At 66.4% G+C, this 20757-nt stretch carries 23 protein-coding genes, 1 tRNA gene and 1 pseudogene; 14 read left to right on the forward strand and 11 right to left on the reverse strand.

Features of this window, described 5'->3' with window-relative positions:
• The 3 genes from DU475_RS16960 to DU475_RS16970 all read left to right on the forward strand — a co-directional run.
• A partial coding sequence (locus tag DU475_RS16960) for a malonyl-CoA decarboxylase domain-containing protein (protein WP_205524427.1) occupies nt 1–358 on the forward strand: 358 nt, incomplete at its 5' end.
• A gap of 151 nt (nt 359–509) precedes the next feature.
• The gene (locus DU475_RS16965; protein ID WP_013500440.1) at nt 510–1427 is read left to right on the forward strand and encodes a pirin family protein; all 918 of its coding nucleotides are present in this window, start codon (nt 510–512) and stop codon (nt 1425–1427) included.
• 70 nt (nt 1428–1497) lie between these two features.
• On the forward strand, nt 1498–2415 hold the full coding sequence (locus DU475_RS16970; protein WP_164632792.1) for a phosphoribosylaminoimidazolesuccinocarboxamide synthase: 918 nt from the start codon (nt 1498–1500) through the stop codon (nt 2413–2415).
• A gap of 71 nt (nt 2416–2486) precedes the next feature.
• Here DU475_RS16970 and cysK read toward each other — a convergent pair whose 3' ends face one another.
• Entirely contained in the window at nt 2487–3485 is a 999-nt protein-coding gene (gene cysK, locus DU475_RS16975) for a cysteine synthase A (RefSeq protein WP_013500438.1), read from the reverse strand.
• Between the two features lie 280 nt (nt 3486–3765).
• On the opposite strand from cysK, the gene DU475_RS16980 reads away from it, so the two are divergent.
• Nucleotides 3766–4323 (forward strand): HNH endonuclease, encoded by a 558-nt coding sequence (locus DU475_RS16980; protein WP_013500437.1) that lies wholly within the window; start codon nt 3766–3768, stop codon nt 4321–4323.
• Nucleotides 4324–4494: 171 nt separating this feature from the next.
• Nucleotides 4495–5061 carry a class I SAM-dependent methyltransferase gene (locus DU475_RS16985; RefSeq protein WP_246700346.1) on the forward strand — a complete coding sequence of 189 codons (567 nt, stop codon included), beginning with the start codon at nt 4495–4497 and terminating at the stop codon, nt 5059–5061.
• Nucleotides 5062–5104: 43 nt separating this feature from the next.
• On the opposite strand, the gene DU475_RS16990 is transcribed toward DU475_RS16985, so the two are convergent.
• From DU475_RS16990 to DU475_RS17000, 3 genes are read right to left on the reverse strand one after another with little or no spacing between them, the layout of a single operon-like run.
• On the reverse strand, nt 5105–5617 hold the full coding sequence (locus DU475_RS16990) for an ureidoglycolate lyase (RefSeq protein WP_013500435.1): 513 nt from the start codon (nt 5615–5617) through the stop codon (nt 5105–5107).
• Complete coding sequence (locus DU475_RS16995) at nt 5614–6453, reverse strand: bifunctional allantoicase/(S)-ureidoglycine aminohydrolase (RefSeq protein WP_164632794.1); 840 nt, start codon at nt 6451–6453, stop codon at nt 5614–5616. The genes DU475_RS16990 and DU475_RS16995 overlap by 4 nt, the downstream gene beginning before the upstream one ends.
• A 38-nt stretch (nt 6454–6491) precedes the next feature.
• Nucleotides 6492–7799, reverse strand: coding sequence for a dicarboxylate/amino acid:cation symporter (locus DU475_RS17000; RefSeq protein ID WP_164632795.1), 1308 nt, complete (start codon nt 7797–7799; stop codon nt 6492–6494).
• A 105-nt stretch (nt 7800–7904) separates the two neighbouring features.
• On the opposite strand from DU475_RS17000, the gene DU475_RS17005 reads away from it, so the two are divergent.
• The 4 genes from DU475_RS17005 to DU475_RS17020 all read left to right on the forward strand — a co-directional run bounded on the left by DU475_RS17005 (nt 7905) and on the right by DU475_RS17020 (nt 11235).
• Nucleotides 7905–8786, forward strand: coding sequence for a LysR family transcriptional regulator (locus DU475_RS17005; protein ID WP_164632796.1), 882 nt, complete (start codon nt 7905–7907; stop codon nt 8784–8786).
• On the forward strand, nt 8786–9394 hold the full coding sequence (locus DU475_RS17010; RefSeq protein WP_164632797.1) for a class I SAM-dependent methyltransferase: 609 nt from the start codon (nt 8786–8788) through the stop codon (nt 9392–9394). The genes DU475_RS17005 and DU475_RS17010 overlap by 1 nt, the downstream gene beginning before the upstream one ends.
• A 594-nt stretch (nt 9395–9988) precedes the next feature.
• Nucleotides 9989–10576 (forward strand): sigma-70 family RNA polymerase sigma factor, encoded by a 588-nt coding sequence (locus DU475_RS17015; RefSeq protein WP_013500429.1) that lies wholly within the window; start codon nt 9989–9991, stop codon nt 10574–10576.
• Nucleotides 10573–11235, forward strand: a complete 663-nt coding sequence (locus tag DU475_RS17020; protein ID WP_164632798.1) for a ChrR family anti-sigma-E factor — start codon at nt 10573–10575, stop codon at nt 11233–11235. The genes DU475_RS17015 and DU475_RS17020 overlap by 4 nt, the downstream gene beginning before the upstream one ends.
• Here the strand turns inward: DU475_RS17020 and DU475_RS17025 are convergent.
• Nucleotides 11232–12377: an AI-2E family transporter gene (locus tag DU475_RS17025; RefSeq protein WP_013500427.1), complete on the reverse strand. Its 1146-nt coding sequence runs from the start codon at nt 12375–12377 to the stop codon at nt 11232–11234. The two genes, DU475_RS17020 and DU475_RS17025, sit on opposite strands and share 4 nt — an antisense overlap.
• A 179-nt stretch (nt 12378–12556) precedes the next feature.
• On the opposite strand from DU475_RS17025, the gene DU475_RS17030 reads away from it, so the two are divergent.
• The gene (locus tag DU475_RS17030) at nt 12557–13633 is read left to right on the forward strand and encodes a carboxylesterase family protein (protein WP_164632799.1); all 1077 of its coding nucleotides are present in this window, start codon (nt 12557–12559) and stop codon (nt 13631–13633) included.
• 3 nt (nt 13634–13636) lie between these two features.
• On the opposite strand, the gene DU475_RS17035 is transcribed toward DU475_RS17030, so the two are convergent.
• The 4 genes and pseudogenes from DU475_RS17035 to DU475_RS17045 form a co-directional block, all read right to left on the reverse strand.
• The gene (locus tag DU475_RS17035) at nt 13637–14101 is read right to left on the reverse strand and encodes a hypothetical protein (protein ID WP_164632800.1); all 465 of its coding nucleotides are present in this window, start codon (nt 14099–14101) and stop codon (nt 13637–13639) included.
• Nucleotides 14102–14193: 92 nt separating this feature from the next.
• The gene (locus DU475_RS17040; RefSeq protein WP_142883817.1) at nt 14194–14916 is read right to left on the reverse strand and encodes an LrgB family protein; all 723 of its coding nucleotides are present in this window, start codon (nt 14914–14916) and stop codon (nt 14194–14196) included.
• Nucleotides 14917–15018: 102 nt separating this feature from the next.
• Nucleotides 15019–15264, reverse strand: a pseudogene (locus DU475_RS24120) (CidA/LrgA family protein); the annotation flags it as partial.
• A gap of 147 nt (nt 15265–15411) precedes the next feature.
• Nucleotides 15412–15954: a hypothetical protein gene (locus tag DU475_RS17045; protein ID WP_142883819.1), complete on the reverse strand. Its 543-nt coding sequence runs from the start codon at nt 15952–15954 to the stop codon at nt 15412–15414.
• A gap of 168 nt (nt 15955–16122) precedes the next feature.
• Here DU475_RS17045 and DU475_RS17050 point away from each other — a divergent pair, with 168 nt between their 5' ends.
• The gene (locus DU475_RS17050; protein WP_142883820.1) at nt 16123–17202 is read left to right on the forward strand and encodes an AbrB family transcriptional regulator; all 1080 of its coding nucleotides are present in this window, start codon (nt 16123–16125) and stop codon (nt 17200–17202) included.
• 3 nt (nt 17203–17205) lie between these two features.
• Here DU475_RS17050 and DU475_RS17055 read toward each other — a convergent pair whose 3' ends face one another.
• Nucleotides 17206–17754, reverse strand: coding sequence for a disulfide bond formation protein B (locus tag DU475_RS17055; RefSeq protein WP_164632802.1), 549 nt, complete (start codon nt 17752–17754; stop codon nt 17206–17208).
• A 167-nt stretch (nt 17755–17921) separates the two neighbouring features.
• Here DU475_RS17055 and DU475_RS17060 point away from each other — a divergent pair.
• Both DU475_RS17060 and DU475_RS17065 read left to right on the forward strand, forming a co-directional pair.
• Nucleotides 17922–18006: transfer RNA gene (locus DU475_RS17060), tRNA-Leu, on the forward strand.
• Between the two features lie 180 nt (nt 18007–18186).
• Nucleotides 18187–19311 (forward strand): alpha/beta hydrolase family protein, encoded by a 1125-nt coding sequence (locus DU475_RS17065; protein WP_164632803.1) that lies wholly within the window; start codon nt 18187–18189, stop codon nt 19309–19311.
• Here the strand turns inward: DU475_RS17065 and DU475_RS17070 are convergent.
• On the reverse strand, nt 19306–19818 hold the full coding sequence (locus DU475_RS17070; RefSeq protein ID WP_047307404.1) for a MarR family winged helix-turn-helix transcriptional regulator: 513 nt from the start codon (nt 19816–19818) through the stop codon (nt 19306–19308). The two genes, DU475_RS17065 and DU475_RS17070, sit on opposite strands and share 6 nt — an antisense overlap.
• A 794-nt stretch (nt 19819–20612) precedes the next feature.
• Between DU475_RS17070 and DU475_RS17075 the strand changes: the two genes are divergently transcribed.
• Nucleotides 20613–20757 (forward strand): porin (locus DU475_RS17075; RefSeq protein ID WP_205524430.1); only part of this gene is annotated, 145 nt, incomplete at its 3' end.

Below are 20757 nucleotides of genomic sequence, written 5' to 3' on the forward strand. Positions count from 1 at the left end.
GCTGAGGCCGATCGTCATGCAGCTCGCGGCCGCTTACTTCCTGCAGGCCAAGGGTCCGAATGGCCGTCCGCTCGATCCGGTGGCGCGCTTCCATCTCGGCAACGGCGCGCGGCTCGACCGGCTGAACTTCCTCGGCGATCGTTCGCCGAACGGCATGCGCCAGTCGCACGGCCTGATGGTCAACTACCTGTACGCACTCGGCGACATCGAGGCCAACCACGAGGCGCTGTTCGAACGCGGCCAGATCGCCGCCGCCTCCGCGGTGCGCAAGCTGGTGCCGACCAAGCCGGTGACCAGCGAGCCGCGCAAGAGCAACGGAAAAACTGCCAGCGCCCCGCAGGCCGCGCCGACGGCGTGAGGAACGACGGCATGCCTGCCGCATCTTGCATTCGCCTCACCCAGTCATTGCGAGGAGCGAAGCGACGAAGCCATCCAGCTTGGTACACGAGGCTCCTGGATTGCTTCGCTTCGCTCGCAATGACGGTCTCAAACGTGGAGGAGTTCGTCTCATGAGCTGGATGCCAACTAACGATCCGGTGCTCGGCGATCCGACCACCTGCGACGCGCTGGACCTGATCATCGTGCCGCGGACCCGCGACCTCGGCGACGGCTTCGCGGTGCGTCGGGCACTGCCGCACGGCAAACGGCAGATGGTCGGCCCGTTCATCTTCTTCGATCATTTCGGGCCGATGCAGTTCATCGCCGGCAAGGGCATGGACGTGCGGCCGCATCCGCATATCGGGCTCGCCACCGTCACCTATCTGTTCGACGGCAAGATCATGCACCGCGACAGCGAGGGCAATATTCAGGAGATCGCTCCGGGCGCGATGAACCTGATGACCGCCGGGCGCGGCATCGCGCATTCCGAGCGCACGCCCGACGTCGAGCGCCAAGACGGCCAGTCGATGCTCGGCCTGCAGAGCTGGATCGCGCTGCCGCAGGCAGCCGAAGAAATCGCGCCGAGCTTCCAGCACTTCGCCGCGGCGACGCTGCCGATGGTGCAGGACACCGGCTTCACCGCCCGGGTGATCGCCGGCTCGGCGTTCGGCAAGACTTCGCCGGTGACGATGGTGTCGCCGTGGTTCTATGTCGAGGTCAACGCCAAGGCCGGCACCGCGGTGCCGCTCGATCCGGACCACGAGGAGCGGGCGATCTATCTGGTCGACGGCGAGGTCGAGATCGCCGGCGACCGCCATGTCGGCCCGACCCTGCTGATTTTCCGCCCCGGCGACCGCATCACTGTCCGGGCGAAGACGGACACGCGGATGATGTTGCTCGGCGGCGACGCGCTGGAGGGACCGCGTCACATCTGGTGGAATTTCGTCTCGTCCAGCAAGGAGCGCATCGAACAGGCCAAACAGGACTGGAAAACCGGCCGTTTCGCCGCAGTCCCGAACGAGAGCGAGTTCATTCCGCTGCCGGAATGATAGACTATGGGCCCGAAACGATCCGTGCCGCCGGCTTTGCCGGCGTCCGCCTGTGCCTGGAACACCGCCCATGACCACGATGCTCTCGAGCGACCTGCCGCTGACCAAGATCGGCCGCGGCAAGGTGCGCGACATCTATGCCGTCGACGACGACCGGCTGCTGCTCGTCACCACCGACCGGATCAGCGCCTTCGACGTGGTGATGGGCGAGACCATTCCGATGAAGGGCGCGGTGCTGACCCAGATCAGCGCGTGGTGGTTCGATCAGCTCGGCGGCGTGGTGCCGCATCACATGATCAGCGCCGATACCGACGAGATCATCGCCGCAGTCCCGGCGTTGAGCGAGCATCGCGCCGTGATCGCAGGCCGGACGATGCTGTGCCGGCGCACCACCGTGTTCCCGATCGAATGCGTGATCCGCGGCTACATCACCGGCTCGGCCTGGAAGGAATACGCAGCCTCCGGCACACTGGCGGGCGAGAAGCTGGCCGAGGGGCTGACGGAGAGCGAGCGGCTGGTGCCGCCGATCTTCTCGCCGGCCACCAAGGCCGAGACCGGCCACGACGAGAACATCACGATCGCGCGGATGCGCGAGATCATCGGCGACGACGACGCCTACACGCTCGAGAGCATGACGCGCGCGGTCTACACTCAGGGCGAAGAGATCGCCCGCGAGCAGGGCATCATCATCGCCGACACCAAATTCGAATTCGGCCGCGACCAAGACGGCCGCATCATCCTGATCGACGAGGTGATGACGCCGGACAGTTCGCGGTTCTGGGCAGCCGATACCTACACCCCCGGCCGTCCGCAGCCGTCATTCGACAAGCAGCCATTGCGCGACTATCTCGACGCCGAACGCCGCGCCGGCCGCTGGAACGGCGAAGCACCGCCGCCGAAGCTGCCGGCCGAGATCGTGGAGGCGACCTCGAAGCGCTATCTCGACGCCTACCGCCTGCTCACCGGCACCGAGCTGGTGGTGAAATAATTCCAAGCCGCTCCGCGCCGGATCGCGGGCACGGCTCCCGCAATCCGGCTGTAGCGTCGCGGCCCGGCCGATCAGACGCCTTCGAACAGCACCGTCGACAGGTAGCGCTCCGAGAACGACGGCACGATCGCCACGATGGTCTTGCCGGCATTCTCCGGGCGCTTGCCGAGTTCGATTGCGGCTGCGATCGCCGCGCCCGACGAGATGCCGCCTGGGATGCCTTCGTGCCGGGCCAGCGCCCGCGAGGTTTCGATCGCGGTGGCGCTCGGGATCTTGACCACTTCGTCGATCACCGACCGATCCAGGATGTCCGGCACGAAGCCGGCGCCGATGCCCTGGATCTTGTGCGGGCCGGGCGCGCCGCCCGACAGCACCGGGCTTTCCTCCGGCTCGACCGCCACCACCTGCAGCGACGCCTTGCGCGGCTTCAGCACCTGGCCGACGCCGGTGACGGTGCCGCCGGTGCCGACGCCGGCGACGAAGATATCGACCGCGCCGTCGGTGTCGTTCCAGATCTCCTCCGCGGTGGTGCGGCGATGCACCGCCGGGTTGGCGAGATTCTTGAACTGTTGCGGCATCACCGCATTGGGGGTCGCCGCGACCAGCTCTTCGGCCTTGGCGACCGCGCCCTTCATGCCCTTGGCGGCCTCGGTCAGCACCAGTTCGGCGCCGAGGAAGGCCAGCATCTTGCGGCGCTCGACCGACATCGATTCCGGCATCACCAGCTTCAGCCGGTAGCCCTTGGCAGCGGCCACGAACGCCAGCGCGATACCGGTGTTCCCGGAGGTCGGCTCGATCAGCACGGTATCCGGCTTGATGATCCCCTCCTGCTCCAGCGCCGCGATCATCGCCGCTCCGATACGATCCTTCACGCTGCTGGCCGGATTGAAGTATTCGAGCTTGGCGTAGATCGTCGCTTTGACACCGTGCTGCTGCGGCAACCGGTTCAGACGTACCAGCGGCGTATCGCCATACGCGTCGGCGATCGACTCGTACACCCGACCGCGGCCGGGACGATGGGCGGGCGCATCTGCGACGGCTTTGATCGATGCGGTTGCTGTGCTGGACATGACGCCTCCTCACTTGGATTGGCGGATTTCAGGGAACTGTCCGGGTCAATCTGCTAGCCCGCCGCGACCCCGTCAACGCGACTGGTAAAAATGGAACAATCACCTCCGAAGCGCCGGGTTTCTGGAATAGGCTTGCTGTGCCAACGTGCTGGCTTGGGCGAAAATCCCACCTTGCGGAGCGGACATTTCTGCATCGCCCTTCACAAGGCCGTCACGCTGACTGTAGTATGCCTTCGCATGCTGCTTCGCAGCGTCGATCGACGGGGGTCAGGAGCGTTTCTTGAACGCGCATGTCTCGCATGGCGGTTGGCCGGTATTGGTGCTCAACGCGGATTTCCGGCCGCTCAGTTACTATCCGCTATCGCTTTGGTCGTGGCAGGACGCGGTCAAAGCGGTGTTCCTCGATCGCGTCAATATCGTCGCGCATTACGACCGTGCGGTCCATAGTCCGAACCTCGACTTCCAGCTTCCGAGCGTGGTGTCGCTGAAGTCTTTCGTCAAGCCGACCACGCATCCGGCCTTCACCCGGTTCAACGTGTTCCTGCGCGATCGGTTCGTCTGCCAATATTGCGGCGCGCCGGACGATCTCACCTTCGATCACATCATTCCGCGCTCCAAGGGCGGCCAGACCACCTGGGAGAACGTCGTCGCCGCCTGCTCGCCGTGCAATTTGCGCAAGGGCAACCTGACGCCCGAACAGGCCAGGATGTTCCCGCGCCAGACCGCCTTCGCCCCCACGGTCCATGAGCTCCACCGCAACGGCCGGCTGTTCCCGCCGAACTATCTGCACGAGAGCTGGCTCGATTATTTGTATTGGGACACCGAGCTGGATCCGTAGTCCACCCGCGGCGAAACCACTCCGTCTCGTCGCCTCGCCACAGCTTCCCTGCTCGCTTTACACCGCCTCCGACAGGCTGCACTGCTGCGTTCGAAGTCGCTCGCGAATGGATCGGTGATGTCGGGTTATTTTCTTCTACTATTGCCGCCGGCCGTCTGGATCGGCTGGCGTATGGCGTCCAGGCGGACGGTGCTGCCGTGCCCGTCGGAGATCGCCTGGCTGGTGGAAATGGAAAACCCGCTGGCGCGCGCCACCCGCTCCGAGCAAGTGGTGGCGCAATTGCAGTTGCGGCCGGGAGAGCGCGCGATCGACATCGGTTGCGGTCCCGGACGGGTGACGATCCCGCTGGCGCGGGCCGTCGGAGCGCATGGCCAGGTGACCGCGCTCGACATTCAGGACGGCATGCTGGCGAAGGTGGCCGCCAAGGCTGAGGCCGAAGCGCTGACGAATATTCAGCCACTTCGCGCCGACGTGCGGAACGCGGCGATCCCCGCGGGCGCGCTGGACGCCGCCGTCATGGTGATGGCACTCGGCGAATTTCCGCGCGGCACCGAGATCTTTCCGTCGGTGCATCGCATGCTGCGCCCCGGCGGCCGGCTGCTGGTCGCCGAGAGCATCTTCGATCCGCACTACGTCTCCCGCCGCCGCGTGCGCCAGCAGGTCTCGGCCGCGGGATTTCGTGAGCTGCGCTGCGTCGGCAACGCCTTCGGCTACAGCATCACGTTTGAACGGCCCTAGTCCGATTGCGGAGACTGCGTGGCGATCGCCGAGCGGCAGGTCGTCAGCGGCCCGCAGGAAGGTGCACGGTCCAAGGTTCGTCGAACACGTGCTCTTCGAGATTCACCCCCGGCCCGCCGCGATCTATCACCACGAAATCCTGCGCTGCGCCGAACGGCGTCAGCACGCTGTGCCAGACGTTGCGGGCGTAGCAGATGCCCTGATGCGGGGCCGTGACAAAGGCTTGCGGCGCGCCGGGCCTGCCGTCCTCGTCCGGGCAGACCACCACCAGAAACGGCGCGGCGTTCAGCGGCACGAACGCCTGGGCGCCGAGCGGATGGCGCTCGACCAGGTTGAGCCACAGCGGCATCGCGTAAGGCTGTGCCTCGACCAGGCCGACCACCACGCGCGCGCCGTCGCCGATCACCTCGATCTCGGCGAGATCGTGGAAGCGCCTTGCCATGCCGGCATTCATCGGCCGCGAAGAGGCCTGCGCCGTATCGATCACCTGGCCGAACGGCGCGAACGCCGCCGTCGTCAGCGGCTGCGCCACGATTTTTCGCGCGGTCGCAGTCATCGTCCGAGCCCGCGGCGGCCGAGCGCCGGGTGGCGGTTGACGTCCTTGTACAGCAGATAGCGGAAGCGGCCGGGACCGCCGGCGTAGCAGGCCTGCGGACAGAACGCGCGCAGCCACATGAAGTCGCCGGCCTCGACTTCGACCCAGTCGCGGTTGAGCCGATACACCGCCTTGCCTTCGAGCACGAACAGCCCGTGCTCCATCACATGGGTTTCCTCGAATGGAATCGAGGCGCCGGCCTGCAGCGTGACGATGTTGACGTGCATGTCGTGGCGCAGATCCTCCGGGGAAACGAACCGCGTCGTCGCCCAGGCGCCCCCGGTGCCGGTCATGCCGGCGGGCTCGATCTCGGACTCATGGGTGACGAAGGCGTCAGGCGCAGCAAGACCGGGGACGGGTTCGTAGGCCTTGCGAATCCAGTGGAAGCGCGCCGGCTCGGAGCCAGCGTTGTGCAGCCGCCAGCCGCAGCCGGGCGGCAGATAGGCGTAGCTGCCGGGGCGCAGCGCATGGGACTTGCCGCCGAGCTCGAGGCTCGGGGTGCCGCCGACCACGAACACCACGCCTTCGCCCTGCGGATCCGGCTCCGGACGGTCGCTGCCGCCGCCGGGCGCGACCTCCACCAGATACTGCGCGAAGGTCTCGGCGAAACCGGACAGCGGCCGCGCCAGAATCCAGACACGGGTCTTGGTCCAGCCCGGCAGCAGGCTGGTGACGATGTCGCTCATCACGCCATGCGGGATCACCGCATAGGCCTCGGTGAACACCGCGCGGCCGGTGTGGAGCGCAGTCTGAGGCGGCAGGCCCCCGCAGGCCGGGTTGTAGTTCGGGGCGTTCATCGGGCCTCTCCCATTGTTTCTTATTAGCAAGCCCGCGATCAGGCGGAGGCTTCCGCGACCGGGGCATCCAGGATCGCCGCGGTGTCGGTGGTGACCTCGCCGTTCAGCACGCGCTTCGCCCGGGCGCGGTCGATATCGCCCTCCCAGGCGGCGATCACCACGGTCGCCACGCAGTTGCCGACCAGATTGCCGAGCGCCCGGGCGATGCCGACAAACCAGTCGACCGACAGCACTAGCACCAGGCCGATCAGCGGAATATCCGGCACCGCCGACAGCGTTGCGGCCAGCACCACGATCGCCGAGCCGGGGACGCCGTGAGCGCCCTTCGAGGTCAGCAGCGCGATGCCCAAAATCACCAATAGATGGCCGAACGACAGCGGCGTATTGGTGGCCTGGGCGATGAACACCGTCGCCAGCGTCAGATACAGCGAGAACGCGTCGAGGTTGAACGAGTAGCCGGTCGGAATCACCAGGCCGACCGTTGAGTCCTTGATGCCGAGCCGCTCCAGCTTGCGCATCACCTGCGGCAGCACGCTGTCCGACGAGGCGGTGCCGGCCACCACCGTCAGTTCTTCGCGCAAATAGGCCAACAGCTTGAACAGGCTGAAGCCCGCCAGCCGCATGATGCCGCCGAGGATCACGAACACGAACAGCGCGACGCCGGCATAGAACAGCCCGACCAGCAGGCCGAGCTGCTTGAGCGAGCCGATGCCGTATTTGGCGACCGTGAACGACACCGCGCCGAGCACGCCGAGCGGCGCCAGCCTGACGATGATGCCGATGATCTTGAACAGCACCTCGGTGATCCGCTCGATGCTGTCGGCCAAGGGCTTGCCGCGCTCGCCGAGCAGCGACAGGCCGGCGCCGAACAGGATCGCGATGATCAGCACCTGCAGCACGTCGCCTTTGGCGAACGCATCGACGAAGGTGGTCGGTACCAGCCGCATGATGAAGTCGGTGAAGCCGGTGACTTCCTTGACGTGGCTGCTGTAGCCGGCGAGTGCCGAGCCATCGAGCGTCGCGGTGTCGACGTTCATGCCGGCGCCCGGCTGGAACACGTAGGCCAGCACGATACCGAGCGCGAGCGCGACGGTCGTCACGGCTTCGAAGTAGATCAGCGATTTCAGCCCGACCCGCCCGACCTTCTTCAGGTCGCCGGCGCCGACGATGCCGTTGACCACCACGCCGAACACCAGCGGGGCGATCGCGAACTTGATCAGTTTGATGAACAGATCGCCGAGCGGCTTCAGCGCGACCCCGACCTCAGGCCACAGCGCACCGAGGGCCACACCAAGTACGAGGGCGGCGACCACCTGCCCAAACAGCGACCTGAAAAACCGCGTCATCGGAATGTTCCCGGGATCTGGAGCCTGAGAAACAATCACTGCTGAGTTTCTAGACGTCAAATATTTCATATGTCTCGATTGAGACGTTTGGCATATGATTTGAGGATGGAAATCCGCCATCTCCGCTATTTCACCGCCGTGGCGCGGCACCTGAATTTCACTGCGGCCGCCGACAGCCTCGGCGTTGCCCAACCCCCGCTCAGCCAGCAGATCAGAGATCTGGAAGCCGAAATCGGCACCCCGCTATTCGAGCGGACCACGCGCCGCGTCGCGCTGACCCGCGCCGGCGAGGATTTTCTGAAACAGGCGCTCGCGATTCTGGAGCGGGCCGAAACCGCCGTGCAGCGCGCCCGCGCGATCGGCGCCGGCACCGCCGGCATTCTCAATGTCGGGCTGACCGGATCAGTGCTCACTGGCCCGCTCGGGCGAGCGATCCAGCAGTTTGCGCTCAACTACCCGAACGTCGATCTCCGCATCCACGAGATGTCGCCCGACCGGCAAGTGACGGCGCTGAAATCCGGCCAGACCGATGTGAGCTTCCTGCGCTGTCCGCCGCAGGATGCCGAGATCGCCAGCGAACTGGCGTGGCGGGAATCGGTCCGGCTGGTGCTGCCGAAAGGCCATCCGCTGTCGGCCAGGAAAGTGACGCTGGCGGATCTCCGGGACGAGAGCTTCGTGTTTCTGCGGCTCGAGGACTCGCTGTTTGCGAAGTACCTATGGCAGTGCTGCTTCGAGGCCGGCTACGCGCCGCTCGTCACCCATCAGACGATCGAGTCGACGTCGCTGACGAGCCTGGTCGCTGCGGGTCTCGGCATCGCCATCATCCCGGAGTTCGTCAGCAAGCTGGCGCACCCCGATGTCGTGTATCGGCCGATTGCGGGGCAGCCGATTTCGGCCGATGTTCATGCGCTGTCGACGGGCGCCAACAACCCGCTGGCGCATCAGTTCATCACCCTGGTGCAGACGCTGTCCGGCAAGGAGACCTGATGACAGACCATTGGCAGAACGTCTACGCCACCAAGGGCGAGCAGGACGTATCCTGGTTCCAGGATACGCCGACGATCTCGCTCGACCTGATCGCAGCGCTGTCGTTGCCGCCGGAAGCGGCGATCCTCGATGTCGGCGGCGGTGCGTCGCGGCTGGTCGATCATCTGCTCGATCTCGGCCACCGCGACCTGACGGTGCTCGACCTGTCCGAGGCCGCGCTCGCGACCACGCGAGACCGGCTCGGCCCGCGTGCCGCAGCAATCAGATGGATCGTTGCGGACGTCACCCGATGGACGCCGGAGCGCAGCTACGCTGTGTGGCACGACCGCGCCGCCTTCCACTTTCTCACCGCTGAGGCCGATCGCGCGGCCTACCGAGACCGGCTGCTCCGCGCGGTGGCGCCGGATGGCTATGCGGTCGTCGGCACCTTCGCGTTCGACGGCCCCGAGCGTTGCAGCGGCCTGCCCGTGGCGCGCTACGACGCCGACGGTCTGCAAAGTCAGTTTGCGCCGGAGTTCGAGATGACCGACAGCCGCCGCGACATTCATGCAACGCCGTGGGGCACCGAACAGCGTTTTCAGTTCGCGACGTTTCGGCGCAGAAACTGATTACCAGTCGATGGAATATAGCCGGAGGCCCGCCGACTTAGCCGGCAGGCCCCACGACCATCGCTGCACTCGCGTGCGATCCGTCGCTTTCCTTGCCCGACGATCAGCCGAGCATCGCGTACGGCACCAGCGGGGCGAGCGTCATCAGCAGCGCGCCGCCGATCGCAGCAGCTTCCATCCCGTTCAACTTCCGAAACATCGACATCACCAGACCTCCCGTTGGCTGTTAGCACGCTGTTTACGACGCACCGGACGCGTCGGATCACACCCGCATCATCACAGCCGCGTGATTCGCCATCGACCTGCTGCGCAAATTGCCGGAAGGCATTTCTGCGGCGACGATGTGATCCAAATGGTCGGCTGGTTCGTATCAGACAAAATGCAATCGATCCGATCGCGCCTTGGCTTGTCATGATCCTCCGCACACCCGACTCAGTCCCCACCTGCGACTACCTGATTACTACTCGCGCGCATGTGAGCGCGACAGATGGCGTGCTGCGGATCGTGAGGTCGCGCGCTAGGCTGCGCGGCTCGGAGTGCGTGCATCACGGCGATGCGCCGGATCGATACTCGCCCGGACACGGAGCGGTCGTCATGGATCAACTGCGCGACGGTCCACCTCCGCCGTCGGCGGAGATGTCGGACTGTATTGTCCGCATCGCGGCCGCGCAGGATCGTGCCGCGTTCGAGACTCTGTTTCGACACTTCGCGCCGCGGCTGAAATCGTACTTTGCCCGGCGCTGCGGCGATCCGGTGCTGGCCGAAGAGATCACCCAGGAGACATTGGTCTCGGTCTGGCGCAACGCCGCGCAGTTCGATCCGGCAAAGGCGTCGGCCTCGACCTGGATCTTCACCATCGCGCGCAATCTCGGGATCGACCGGCTGCGGCAGGCGAAGCGGCCGGGTTTCGACCCGTACGATCCGGCATTTGTGCCCGATGAAGAGGAGCCGCCCGACCGCAGGCTGGAGCGCACCGAGACCGAGCAACGCGTGCGCGAGGTGATGGAGACGTTGTCGTCCAACGAGAAGAGCGTACTGATGCTGTCGTTCTACGAAAACCAATCCCACGGCGAGATCGCCAAACAGCTCGGCCTGCCGGTCGGCACGGTAAAGTCGCGGATCCGGCTCGCCTTCGGCAAGCTGCGGGCGGCGCTGGAGCTGCCGGCGGGAGACCTGCGATGACGGTCCGCCATCACATCAGCGACGATCTGCTGTTGAGCTACGCCGCCGGCACGCTGGACGAAGCCTCGAGCCTGCTGGTCGCTACCCATCTGGCGCTATGTCCGCATTGCCGCATCCGCGCCGCGGCCGCCGATGCGCTCGGCGGACAGATGCTCGATGCGCTGCCGGCCGCGGAGGTGACGCCCGACCTGTGGCGAAACGTAATGGCACGGACCCAGACCGAGCCGGAATTGGCCTCGGCCATGCCCGCATCTGCGCTGCGGCCACGCTCCGACATCGTGATTCCCGAGCCGCTGCGCAGCTATCTCGGTACCGATCTGGCCGGCTTGCGCTGGACTCGGCTGGCGCCGTGGGTCCAGCAGATCAGCATCGATATACCGGGCTGCGGCCCGCGCGCCCGGATGCTGCGGTTCGAGGCCGGCACGCGGGTGCTGGAACACGGCCATTCCGGGCGCGAACTGACGCTGGTGCTGCACGGAACGCTGTGCGACGGCACGGCGGTGATGCGCCGCGGCGACGTCGCGGAAACCGACGAGCGCACCGAGCATCAACCCCAGGCCGGCCCGGACGGCGACTGCATCTGCCTCGCCGTCACCGACGCCCCGCTGCGATTCAAGAGCCGGCTCGCCCGGCTGTTGCAGCCCTGGTTCGGGATCTAGGCAGCGGGCGGTACACCGCGGTCGTTACGGGCCGCCGCCGCAGGGGGCGGCTCGACCTCCACCGGGCCGGCACTGGCGCCAATCGGCGGCGTGTCGCCGGCTTCCTCTCGGGAGGTCGAATAGATGTCCCAGGCGGCGATGAACATCGCGGCAATCACCGGCCCGACCACGAAGCCGTTGAGCCCGAACACTTCGAGACCACCGAGGGTGGAGATCAGCACCACGTAGTCCGGCATCCGGGTGTCCTTGCCGACCAAAATCGGACGCAGGACATTGTCCACCATGCCGATCACCAGCGCGCCCCAGACGATCAGTCCGATCCCGTGCCAGATCGAGCCGGTGAAGATCAAGTACAGCGCCATCGGCAGCCAGACGAGACCGGCACCGACTGCGGGAAGCAGCGACAGAAACGCCATCACCACCGCCCACATCAGGGCGCCGCTGATGCCGAGCACGTAAAAGGCGAGGCCGCCGAGCGAGCCCTGGATGAGGGCGATCAACATGTTGCCCTTCACCGTCGCACGGATCACCACGGTGAACTTGTCGAGCAGCCGGGTCTGATGATCGACGCCGAGCGGCGTCGCTCGCCGAATCCGCCCGGCGACCAGATCGCCGTCACGCAGCAGGAAGAACAAGAGATACACCATCACGAACAGATTGACGGTGAAGTCGAAGGTGCTCTGACCGATGCCGAGCGCCTGCCCCGCCAGATACTGGCTGCCGCGCAGCAGGACCGCCGACAGCCGCTGCTGCAGGTCCGCCAGATTGCCGACCCCGAACCGGCCGAGCAGATCGCCGATCCAGTCCGGCCGCGCCGCCAGCAGTTCGCGCAGCGTATTGAGCAGATCGAGGTTGCCGGACTCGATTTTCGTGTACATCCCGGCTGCTTCCCGCGCCAACGCGGCCCCGAGCAGCGACAGCGGCAACAGCACCATCAGCACGATGATCGTCACCGACGTCAGCGCCGCCAGATTGCGCCGGAAGCCGAAGGCCTGATTGAGCCAGCGGTTCAGCGGCGCAAACAGGATCGCGATCACCATGCCCCACAGCACCGCGCTGTACAGCGGCCACAGGATCCATCCGAACAGGCCGGTCACCGTCACCAGCAGCAGAATGAAGAATTTGTTCTCGGATGCCGGCATCCAGTTCCCCCTGCCTCACCAGCAGCAACGATCCCGCCGGGCTTTGGCTCCTCGGCACAGTAAAGGGTTTTCGGGCGAATTCGAGCCCCGCCGCAGCAGAGTCGATGCTGTTTGCGGTTTGCGGCCGTGCCGATCCCTGACACTGTCCGACGATGCGCGGGAAGCCGGAAAGGAACACGATGAGCGAAGCGGTCGTCGACGACATCGTGGCATTGCTGCCGCCGCTGCTGCAGACCTTGGAGTCGGTCGGCTTCGTCGCGCGCTATCTGCATCCGCCGGAATTTGGCGCGCTCATGCAGCTCACAGGCACGCCGGACGAGGCGCTGCGTGCCGAACTGCCGCGACTGGCGGGCTGGCCGGAGACATTCGCGCATCTGCGCGAGCCGTTGCAGGGCGCGAGCGATCAGGCGCTCGCTGCATTTGCGGCGCTGCGAGCGGTGGAGGCCGGCCAGGGCGATCTGACCGACGTGTTCCGCGCACTGCGACATCTGCCGCAGGCGCTGGAAGCGCTGTATCCGCTGGCCGCGACACTGCCGCCGGTGTCGAGCTTCTTCCTCGCCCCCGAAACCCAGCAGGACGAGGCGCTGCTGGCTCGGCTGGCGCAGCCGAAACATCCGGACAGCGGCGTGTTCCACCGCCTGAACGAGGCAGCGAGCCATGGCGGCTATTCGCTCTATGTGCCGGAGTACTACGACCCCGACCGGGAGTGGCCGCTGGTGATGGCGCTGCACGGCGGCAGCGGCCACGGCCGGCTGTTCCTGTGGAGCTGGCTGCGTGACGCCCGCGCCCGCGGCGCCATCGTGGTGGCGCCGACCGCGACCGGACGAACCTGGGCGCTGATGGGCGAGGATGTCGATTCGCCCAATCTGGCCTGCATCCTCGACGAGGTGCGGGCGCATTGGCGGGTCGATCCGTCACGGCTGCTGCTGACCGGGCTCAGCGACGGCGGCACCTTCTGCTATGTCTCGGGCTTGGCCAGCGACTCGCCGTTCACCCATCTGGCGCCGATCGCCGCGAGCTTTCATCCGCTGCTCGCCGGCGCGGCGGATTCCGCGCGGCTGCGCGGGCTGCCGATCCAGATCGTGCACGGCCGCCACGACTGGATGTTTCCGGTGGAGGTGGCACGGCAGGCACACGAGGCGCTGGTCTCGGCCGGCGCCGATGTCAGCTACCGTGAGATCGCCGACCTCAGTCACAGCTACCCGCGCGAGGCCAACGTCGCGCTGCTCGATTGGCTGAAGGTGCCGGCGGCGTAGCGCTCAGGCCGAACGCCGAGCCGACAGTTTGCTCCGGACCAGCTCCGAAGTCTGGCTGCGGTCGGCGAACAGAGCCAGCAGCAACAGCGCCAAGCCGCCATGAAACAGCCCGGCGCCGAGCGCGGTCGGGGCGATCTGCCAGATCAGCAGCGGCGCCGCGACCATCAGTGCGGGCGCCAGCACGTAGGCGGCACTCAACACCGGCGAAACAGGATAGCCGAGCCGCCACAGCACCGCGGCAAGCGCGGCCAGCGCCATCAAAGCCTTTACGCCGGCCATGAAGCGCAGCAGCAGCACCAGTTCGGCATCGCTCTGGGCCCGCGCGGCGGTGGCCGAATCGGGCGCGGTGAGTACCGCCGCCGCAACCGCGATCAGCGCGGCCGCAATCGCCGCGACAGGGCGCGGCATCGACCAGCGCAGCGGCGGGACCACGACATACGAGGCAGGCCCAACTGAAACATCGGACATCGGCGACATCCTCGGCGGATGATTGGCGTACAAGCGTAACGCGGCGGTTGTGACGACGGCAAATCACACTGCGGCGACGGCGCGCGCCGAGCTCAGCGCACCAGCAGAGTGACCAGGACCGGGACCAGCAGCGCGGTGATCAGCGCGTTCAGGCTCATCGCGATGCCGGCGAACACGCCCGCGATGGCATCGACCTGGAACGCTCGCGCGGTGCCGATGCCGTGCGAAGCCAAACCGACCGCAAAGCCACGAGCCCGGTAGTCACGTATCCCGAGCCGGTTCATCAGCGGCGACACGATGATGGCGCCGAGAATGCCGGTCAGGATCACGGCGACCGCGGTCAGCGACGGATCGCCGCGCAGCGATTCGCTGATACCCATCGCGACGCCCGCAGTGACCGATTTCGGCGCCAGCGACAGCACCACGGTTTCGGGCAGCCCGGCGAGCTGCGCCAGCCAGACCACCGAGACGATCGCGGTGACGCAGCCGACGACCAGCGCCAGCGCCATCGGAAGGATCGCGGCCAGTACCAGCTTGCGGTTCTCGTACAGCGGCACCGCCAGTGCCACGGTGGCGGGGCCGAGCAGGAAATGCACGAACTGCGCGCCGCCGAAATAGGTGGTGTAGGAGGTTCCGGTCGCCCACAGGAACACGCCGATGATCCACATCGCGTGCAGCACCGGATTGACCAGCGGATTGCGCCCGGTCGCCTGTGACACCGCATCGGTCGCCGCATAGACCAGCAGTGTCACGGTCAGCCACAGCAGCGGGGTCTGCGACAGATACACCCACAGCGAGAACGGATCGGCGTTCATCGCGGCACCCACATCGACAGCCGCCGCGCCACGACCACGAACAGAGCCGGCCAGCACCAGCATGATCGCGACGCCGTGGGCGGTGATCATGTCGAGCTGCTGGATCACCCCCACCCCCGCCGGGACGAACAGCAGCGACAGATGCGCCAGCATGCCTTTGGACGCCTCCTCGACCCCGCCGTTACCGAGCGGTCCGCGCGCCAGCGGCTTGATGTAGTCGCGCGCGACCAACAGGACGAACAGCAGCAACAATCCGAGCACGGGGCTCGGCAGCGGCAGACCGAGCCCGCGGGCGATCACTTCTCCGGCGAGCTGGCACAGCAGGATCAGGCCGATGCTGGCGATCATAGGTTCCCTCACGCGGAAAAATCGCGCGCACCGATGCGGACTCCGCCGGAACCTGTCAATCGCAACAGCAGAGCGGCTGCCATGCGGCCAGTACCGTCGCCATCAGGCGGTAGCGGTCGGGCCGCGACGTTGCCGGCCGATCCTTGATCAGCCCTTCAGACGCTTGTTGCACTCGCTCCAGTAACCGCCGCCCTTCTGGATCCAGCGCAGACCGCCGGTGGTGTTGGCCGCCTTGTTGGCCTTCCATTGCTGGGCGCAGGTGTGGAGCCTCGCGCGCGTGGGCTTCTCCTGGGCAAACTTGGCGTCGATCGCGGTGGGATACACGGCGGGGCCCTGCTGCACCGCGGGCGCGGCGGCGGCCTTGGCTCTGGATTTGCTCTCGGGCTTTGCACCGGATTTCGCATCAGATTTGGCATCCGGCTTTGTTTCTGGCTTTGCGTTTGCCGGCTTGGCGTCTGACGGCTTGGCCTCCGCCGCCGCGCTGTCGCCGCTCGCCGCTGCCGCCCCGCAATGTGCCTTGCGGAAGTCGTTCCAGCCCTGCCCGTCCAAGGTCCCGTCGGCCTTGGCGGCCTGATACTTGGCGCTGCACTCCTGCGCGGTCATCGCCTGTGCTGGCGTCGCGGCGGACCATGTCAATAGCGCGGCGGCCGTCAGCAGCGCCGCACCGGTCTCGTACTTCAGAACCCTCATGTCCCGTCTCCCTGGTGAGCCAACCGGCGGCATTGTATCTCGCGACATGCAACTTACAATTGCGATCCGATTACCAGTGACTCCGGGGCGATCAGCGCAGGCGTCGCCGGCATGGCGCCGCGCGCCGGGCGCAATTGCCGACGGTATATTGATTTGCAATAAGATCACGTGCCTACAGATTCAGCGCCGGCCGCCACGAGCTGGCTGCCCACCACCCTCCATGTCGTCGAGACCATCGCGATCGGCTGTGCCGGCGGTGCGCTGTTCTATTGGGCGCAGCTTCCGGGCGGCCTGATCACCGGCGCGATGATCGCGGTCGGCGCCGCCGGTCTGGCTGGCCGCAAGATGGGGCTGCCGCCGCCGCTGTCGCACATCGTGCTGATGGCGCTCGGCGTCTCGCTCGGTTCGGTGGTGTCGCCCGCCATGGTGCACAATCTCTCCTCCTATCCGGTGACGATCGGGCTGCTCGCGGTGGCGACGCTCTGCGCCACCTTCGGCAGCAGCATCTACCTGCAGCGGGTCCACGGCTGGGACCGGACCTCGGCGCTGCTCGCCGGCAGTCCCGGCGCGCTGTCTCAGATCATCATGCTGGCCACCGAGCGCAAAGCCGACGTGCCGGGGATCGCCGTCGTCCAGGTCATGAGGGTGATCATTCTGACCAGCGCGGTGCCGATGGTGCTGGCGCTGATCGGCATGGCCGGCCACGGCGCGCTGCCGTCGCGCGGACCCGAAGCGACCCCGCTGGTTCTGGCGATCCTGATCGCGGTCGCGGTCGGCGTCGCCTTCCTGTTGCGGCTGGTGAACTTCCCGGCGAGTTGGATGTTCGGCGCGATGCTCGGCTCGTCGGTGCTGCACGGCACCGGCTGGGTCGAAGGCACCCTGCCGGAATGGGCCTATCTGGCAGCCCTGGTCGGGATCGGGACGCTGATCGGTGCGCGATTCGGCGCAATCAAGCCGCGCACCATCGTCAGCTATATCGGGGCGGCGCTCGGATCGTTCGCGGTCGCGATCGCAATTTCGGCGGTGTTCGTGGTCGCCATCATGCTGACCACGCCGGTCAAGTTGAACGACCTGGTGGTGGCGTTCTCGCCAGGCGCGATGGACGCGATGATGGCGCTGGCGCTGACCCTGCACATCGACCCGGTGTTCGTCGGCGCGCATCATCTGTCGCGCTTCATTTACGTCTCGATCGTGACGCCCGGGATCGTGCACTGGTTCGGGCGCAGTCCGGACGACGTCGACGACTGACGATCAGCGCCGGCTCAGCCGCGCGAGGCCCCAGCCGCAGAGTCCGGCGAGCGCCAGGGACATCAGCACGTTGTAGCCGGCGAAGGACAGGCCGAGGAACCGCCACTGAACCTCGTCGCAGCGCACCACCTTGACGGTGTCGAGCTGGGCCAGCAGGCCCCCGGCTTTGCTGAGGTCGAGGATCGGCCCCGAACAATCCGACGGCCCCGCCCAGAATTGCCATTCCACGCCGGCGTGATAGGTGGCCAGCCCGGCATTGCCGAACGCCATCAACCCCAGCACCGCCAGCCCCGACGCCAGCAGCCAGACCGGCGCACCGCGCCAAGCGGCGAACGCCACCAGAAGGCCGATCGGGATGTCGAGATAATAGGCGTAGCGCTGCTCCAGACAGAGTTTGCACGGCGCCATTTCCAGCACAAGCTGGGCAAACCAGCCGGCGGCAAGCGCGACGAGCGCGACGACGACCACCGTCAACGCCACGCCTCCGGCGATCCGCGCCGGACGGCCCGGCTCGGAAGCGATGCCTCGATGGTGGATCGGATCGGCGGTCACGTCGGTCTCCAGGATGCGGCGGGGTCGTATCGCGCGGCCGAGGCGCTGTCGAGACGCCATCCGATCAAACAGTGGTGTGGCGGCATCGCGCCCGGTGTCGGGTTGACCCCGATTCCCGGGTCGCTATAGTCCGCGCGCTTCGCGGCCGGAACACCAAAGCCGCGCGGGCCCCTGTGGCGGAACTGGTAGACGCGCTCGACTCAAAATCGAGTTCCGCAAGGAGTGCTGGTTCGATCCCGGCCAGGGGCACCAATTTGGCGGCGCGGCCCGCGCGCGGCGCAACCTGCGCTGCAACATCCGGCGTGCGACGCACCATGCAACTTCCGCTGATCGGACTTATTCGCGAGTGACACTCGGCGGCGGTTCCGTTATTGAATCAGCTTAGTAGTTAAACGAAGTCGATCGGGAGAATCAGGAAGGGGGCTGGCGGTCTTGCGGCTGGACAACGGCATTCAGGATCATCGCGACGTTCGAGGGCTGCTCGACCACCACGAGTACAGTGCCGAATTCAGCAGATTGCTGTGCGTCGCGCAGAGCGACGGCGTCACCTTTTCCGAATGTGTAGCGGCGGCGGGTCGGATCCGCTCCAGCGGCGGGCCTGGCTGGCGGCGCACTTGGGACGACCTAGCACGATCGCACCTGCACCGCGCCGAGCAGGCGCGCCGGTCCGGCAATCACGCCAAGGCTCAGAAGAGCTGGCTGCACGCGGCGAACTACTTCATGGCCGCGGCGATCGAAAGCCGTCCCGACGGCGCAGAGCCGACGCTGGGTTTTCTGGCGCGCACCTGCCTTCACCACTATCTGGAGAATCTGGACCCGCGGGGCGAGAGGGTCACGATCCCGTGGCTCGAGCATCGTTCGCTCGAAGGCGTCTACCTGCCGATCGCGGCGCGCGGCGGCGTCCCAGCGCCGGTGGTGGTGTGCATTGCCGAAACCCGGCGTACCAAGGAGGAGCTTCTCTCGCTGGTGCTGCGCTCCGCCCGCGAGCGCGGAATGGCGCTGCTGTGCGTCGGCTTGCCCGGCTCGGGCGACGATCAGTCGCTGGGCCGAATCCGGGCGGAGACAGGAATCGCCGCGATCCTCGACTACTTGATCGACACCCGCGGCGTCGATCCGTCGCGGATCGCCGTCATTGGTGACGGCAGCCCGTCCTCGGTGGTCGCCTGCGGCGTTGCGCTCGACGGCCGGGCCGCAGCCGCCGTCTGTGATGGCGGGCTGTGGGATCTTTGGGAAGCGCGGCAGACCGGCGCTCGTGGCGCCGCGCTCGGTATGATGCACGGTTGCGCCCGCGCGCCGGCTGTCGCCTGTCCGCTGCTGGTGCCGCTGCTGGCGGGCGACGGCATCGAGCCGGCCCATGCCCGCGACCTGTTGGCCGAGCACCATCCGGGCAACCGGGACATTCTGCTGAAGGTGTTCGGCGAAAACGGCAACGCGCCCTGGAGCGTCGGCGGCTATGACCCGATCCTGGTGGCGGACTTCGTGTTCGACTGGCTCGCCGGGCGCCTCGCGGCCGACTGCGCGGAATCCGGCATTCGCCGCCTCGGCTCGCGGCTATAGGCCGCTGGCGAGCTTGACGGTCGCCTTTTCGAGCCGCGCCTTCAGATCGGCAAGCTGCGAAGTCAAACGCTCGAGACCGTCGCCGCCGATCTGTTCGTAGATGAAACTGTTCAGATCCCGCTCATCGTGCGCCAGGCCGGCGATCTGCTTGTAGGCCCTGTCGGACAGCGAGAGTTTCACCACCCGTGCGTCGTGGTCGTCGACCTGCCGTCGGATCAGTCCCTTCTTCTCCAGTAGCTTCGACTGCGTGGTGATGAACGAGGGATCGACGTGAACCGCCTTGGCGACGTGCCGAACCGAGACGCCGTCACCCTGCTCGAGATCCATCACGGCCATCAACAGCGCGAACTGCGGTCCGCTGATGCCCATCGCCTTCGCCCTGAACTGCCTGATGTCGTCCAGAAAGACCGCAACGCCGGCCACAGTCGCCGCGAACCGCCTGGCGATATCGGGATCGATCGCCAAATTCCGCGACGTGCGGCTTTCGGCTTTGCTCTTCGTCTGCATTGTTCGGTACGCATCCCGCACGAGCGCCGCTGCTCGTGCATAGCTGTTCGTGCAACCAGTGCGCCAGTGTACACCGATTGCTCAATCGATCATATACATCCCGGCGTGTCGCGAGCTCCGGAGCGGCAAGTCTCCGGCCCGGCGACACCCGACATATCCAGACATATAGAGCGTTTTCGAGCCTCTTGGACACATTGTCTGATGAAGAAACGTGTCCAAAACACGGACCAGACCCGGAGTCCGGCTTTTGCCGGGCCGGCCACGTCGTCCTGGACCAGCAGGGCTTCCAAAGAACCGGAGGCCGAGCTGTAATTCTCTGTTTCGGCTTGCCTTCTTCATGCGAGCCGACATCAGCTTCGCTCGAAGCGCCGGCCCCTGCCGGCCATCGCGGAGACACGCCGCCAACTACACCACGCTTAAGAGACACGATCCGCGGTGCCCCAGCTCAGGCTCGGGGCATCGCCGCGGCGTGTGCACGTGCGGCGCGTCGGCACACCGCTGGGCTTCCCATGCAACACCCGACGATCTGGAATTCCTCTCGAATTGTGCGCTGCCATGAACTTGTTGCACAAATGCAACGTAGGACGGCAATCATATTGCTGAGTAGATAAATGAATTTGCTAACGTGATGAAATCAACCATGATCCGCGGCAGACGGGGTGGGGCAACACAAGTCGTCCCGTCGAGAGGTCTGTCGCGCCGCGGCGCCGGCGAACTTCGCGTCACAGGGCCACCTCGGGCGAACGCCCCGCAGGAACCGGCTCCATCCACTTTGTTGACCTTGGAGGGTTGCAATGAACATCATCAAGCAACTGGCACTGGGAACGGCTGCGGCGGGGATCGCCGTCGGCGGCGCCCAGGCCGCTGACCTGCCGTTGAAGGCGAAAGCCGTCGAATACGTGAAGGTCTGCTCGATCTACGGCGCCGGCTTCTACTACA

This window comes from Rhodopseudomonas sp. WA056 (assembly GCF_010906995.1).
Lineage (GTDB): Bacteria > Pseudomonadota > Alphaproteobacteria > Rhizobiales > Xanthobacteraceae > Rhodopseudomonas > Rhodopseudomonas palustris_G.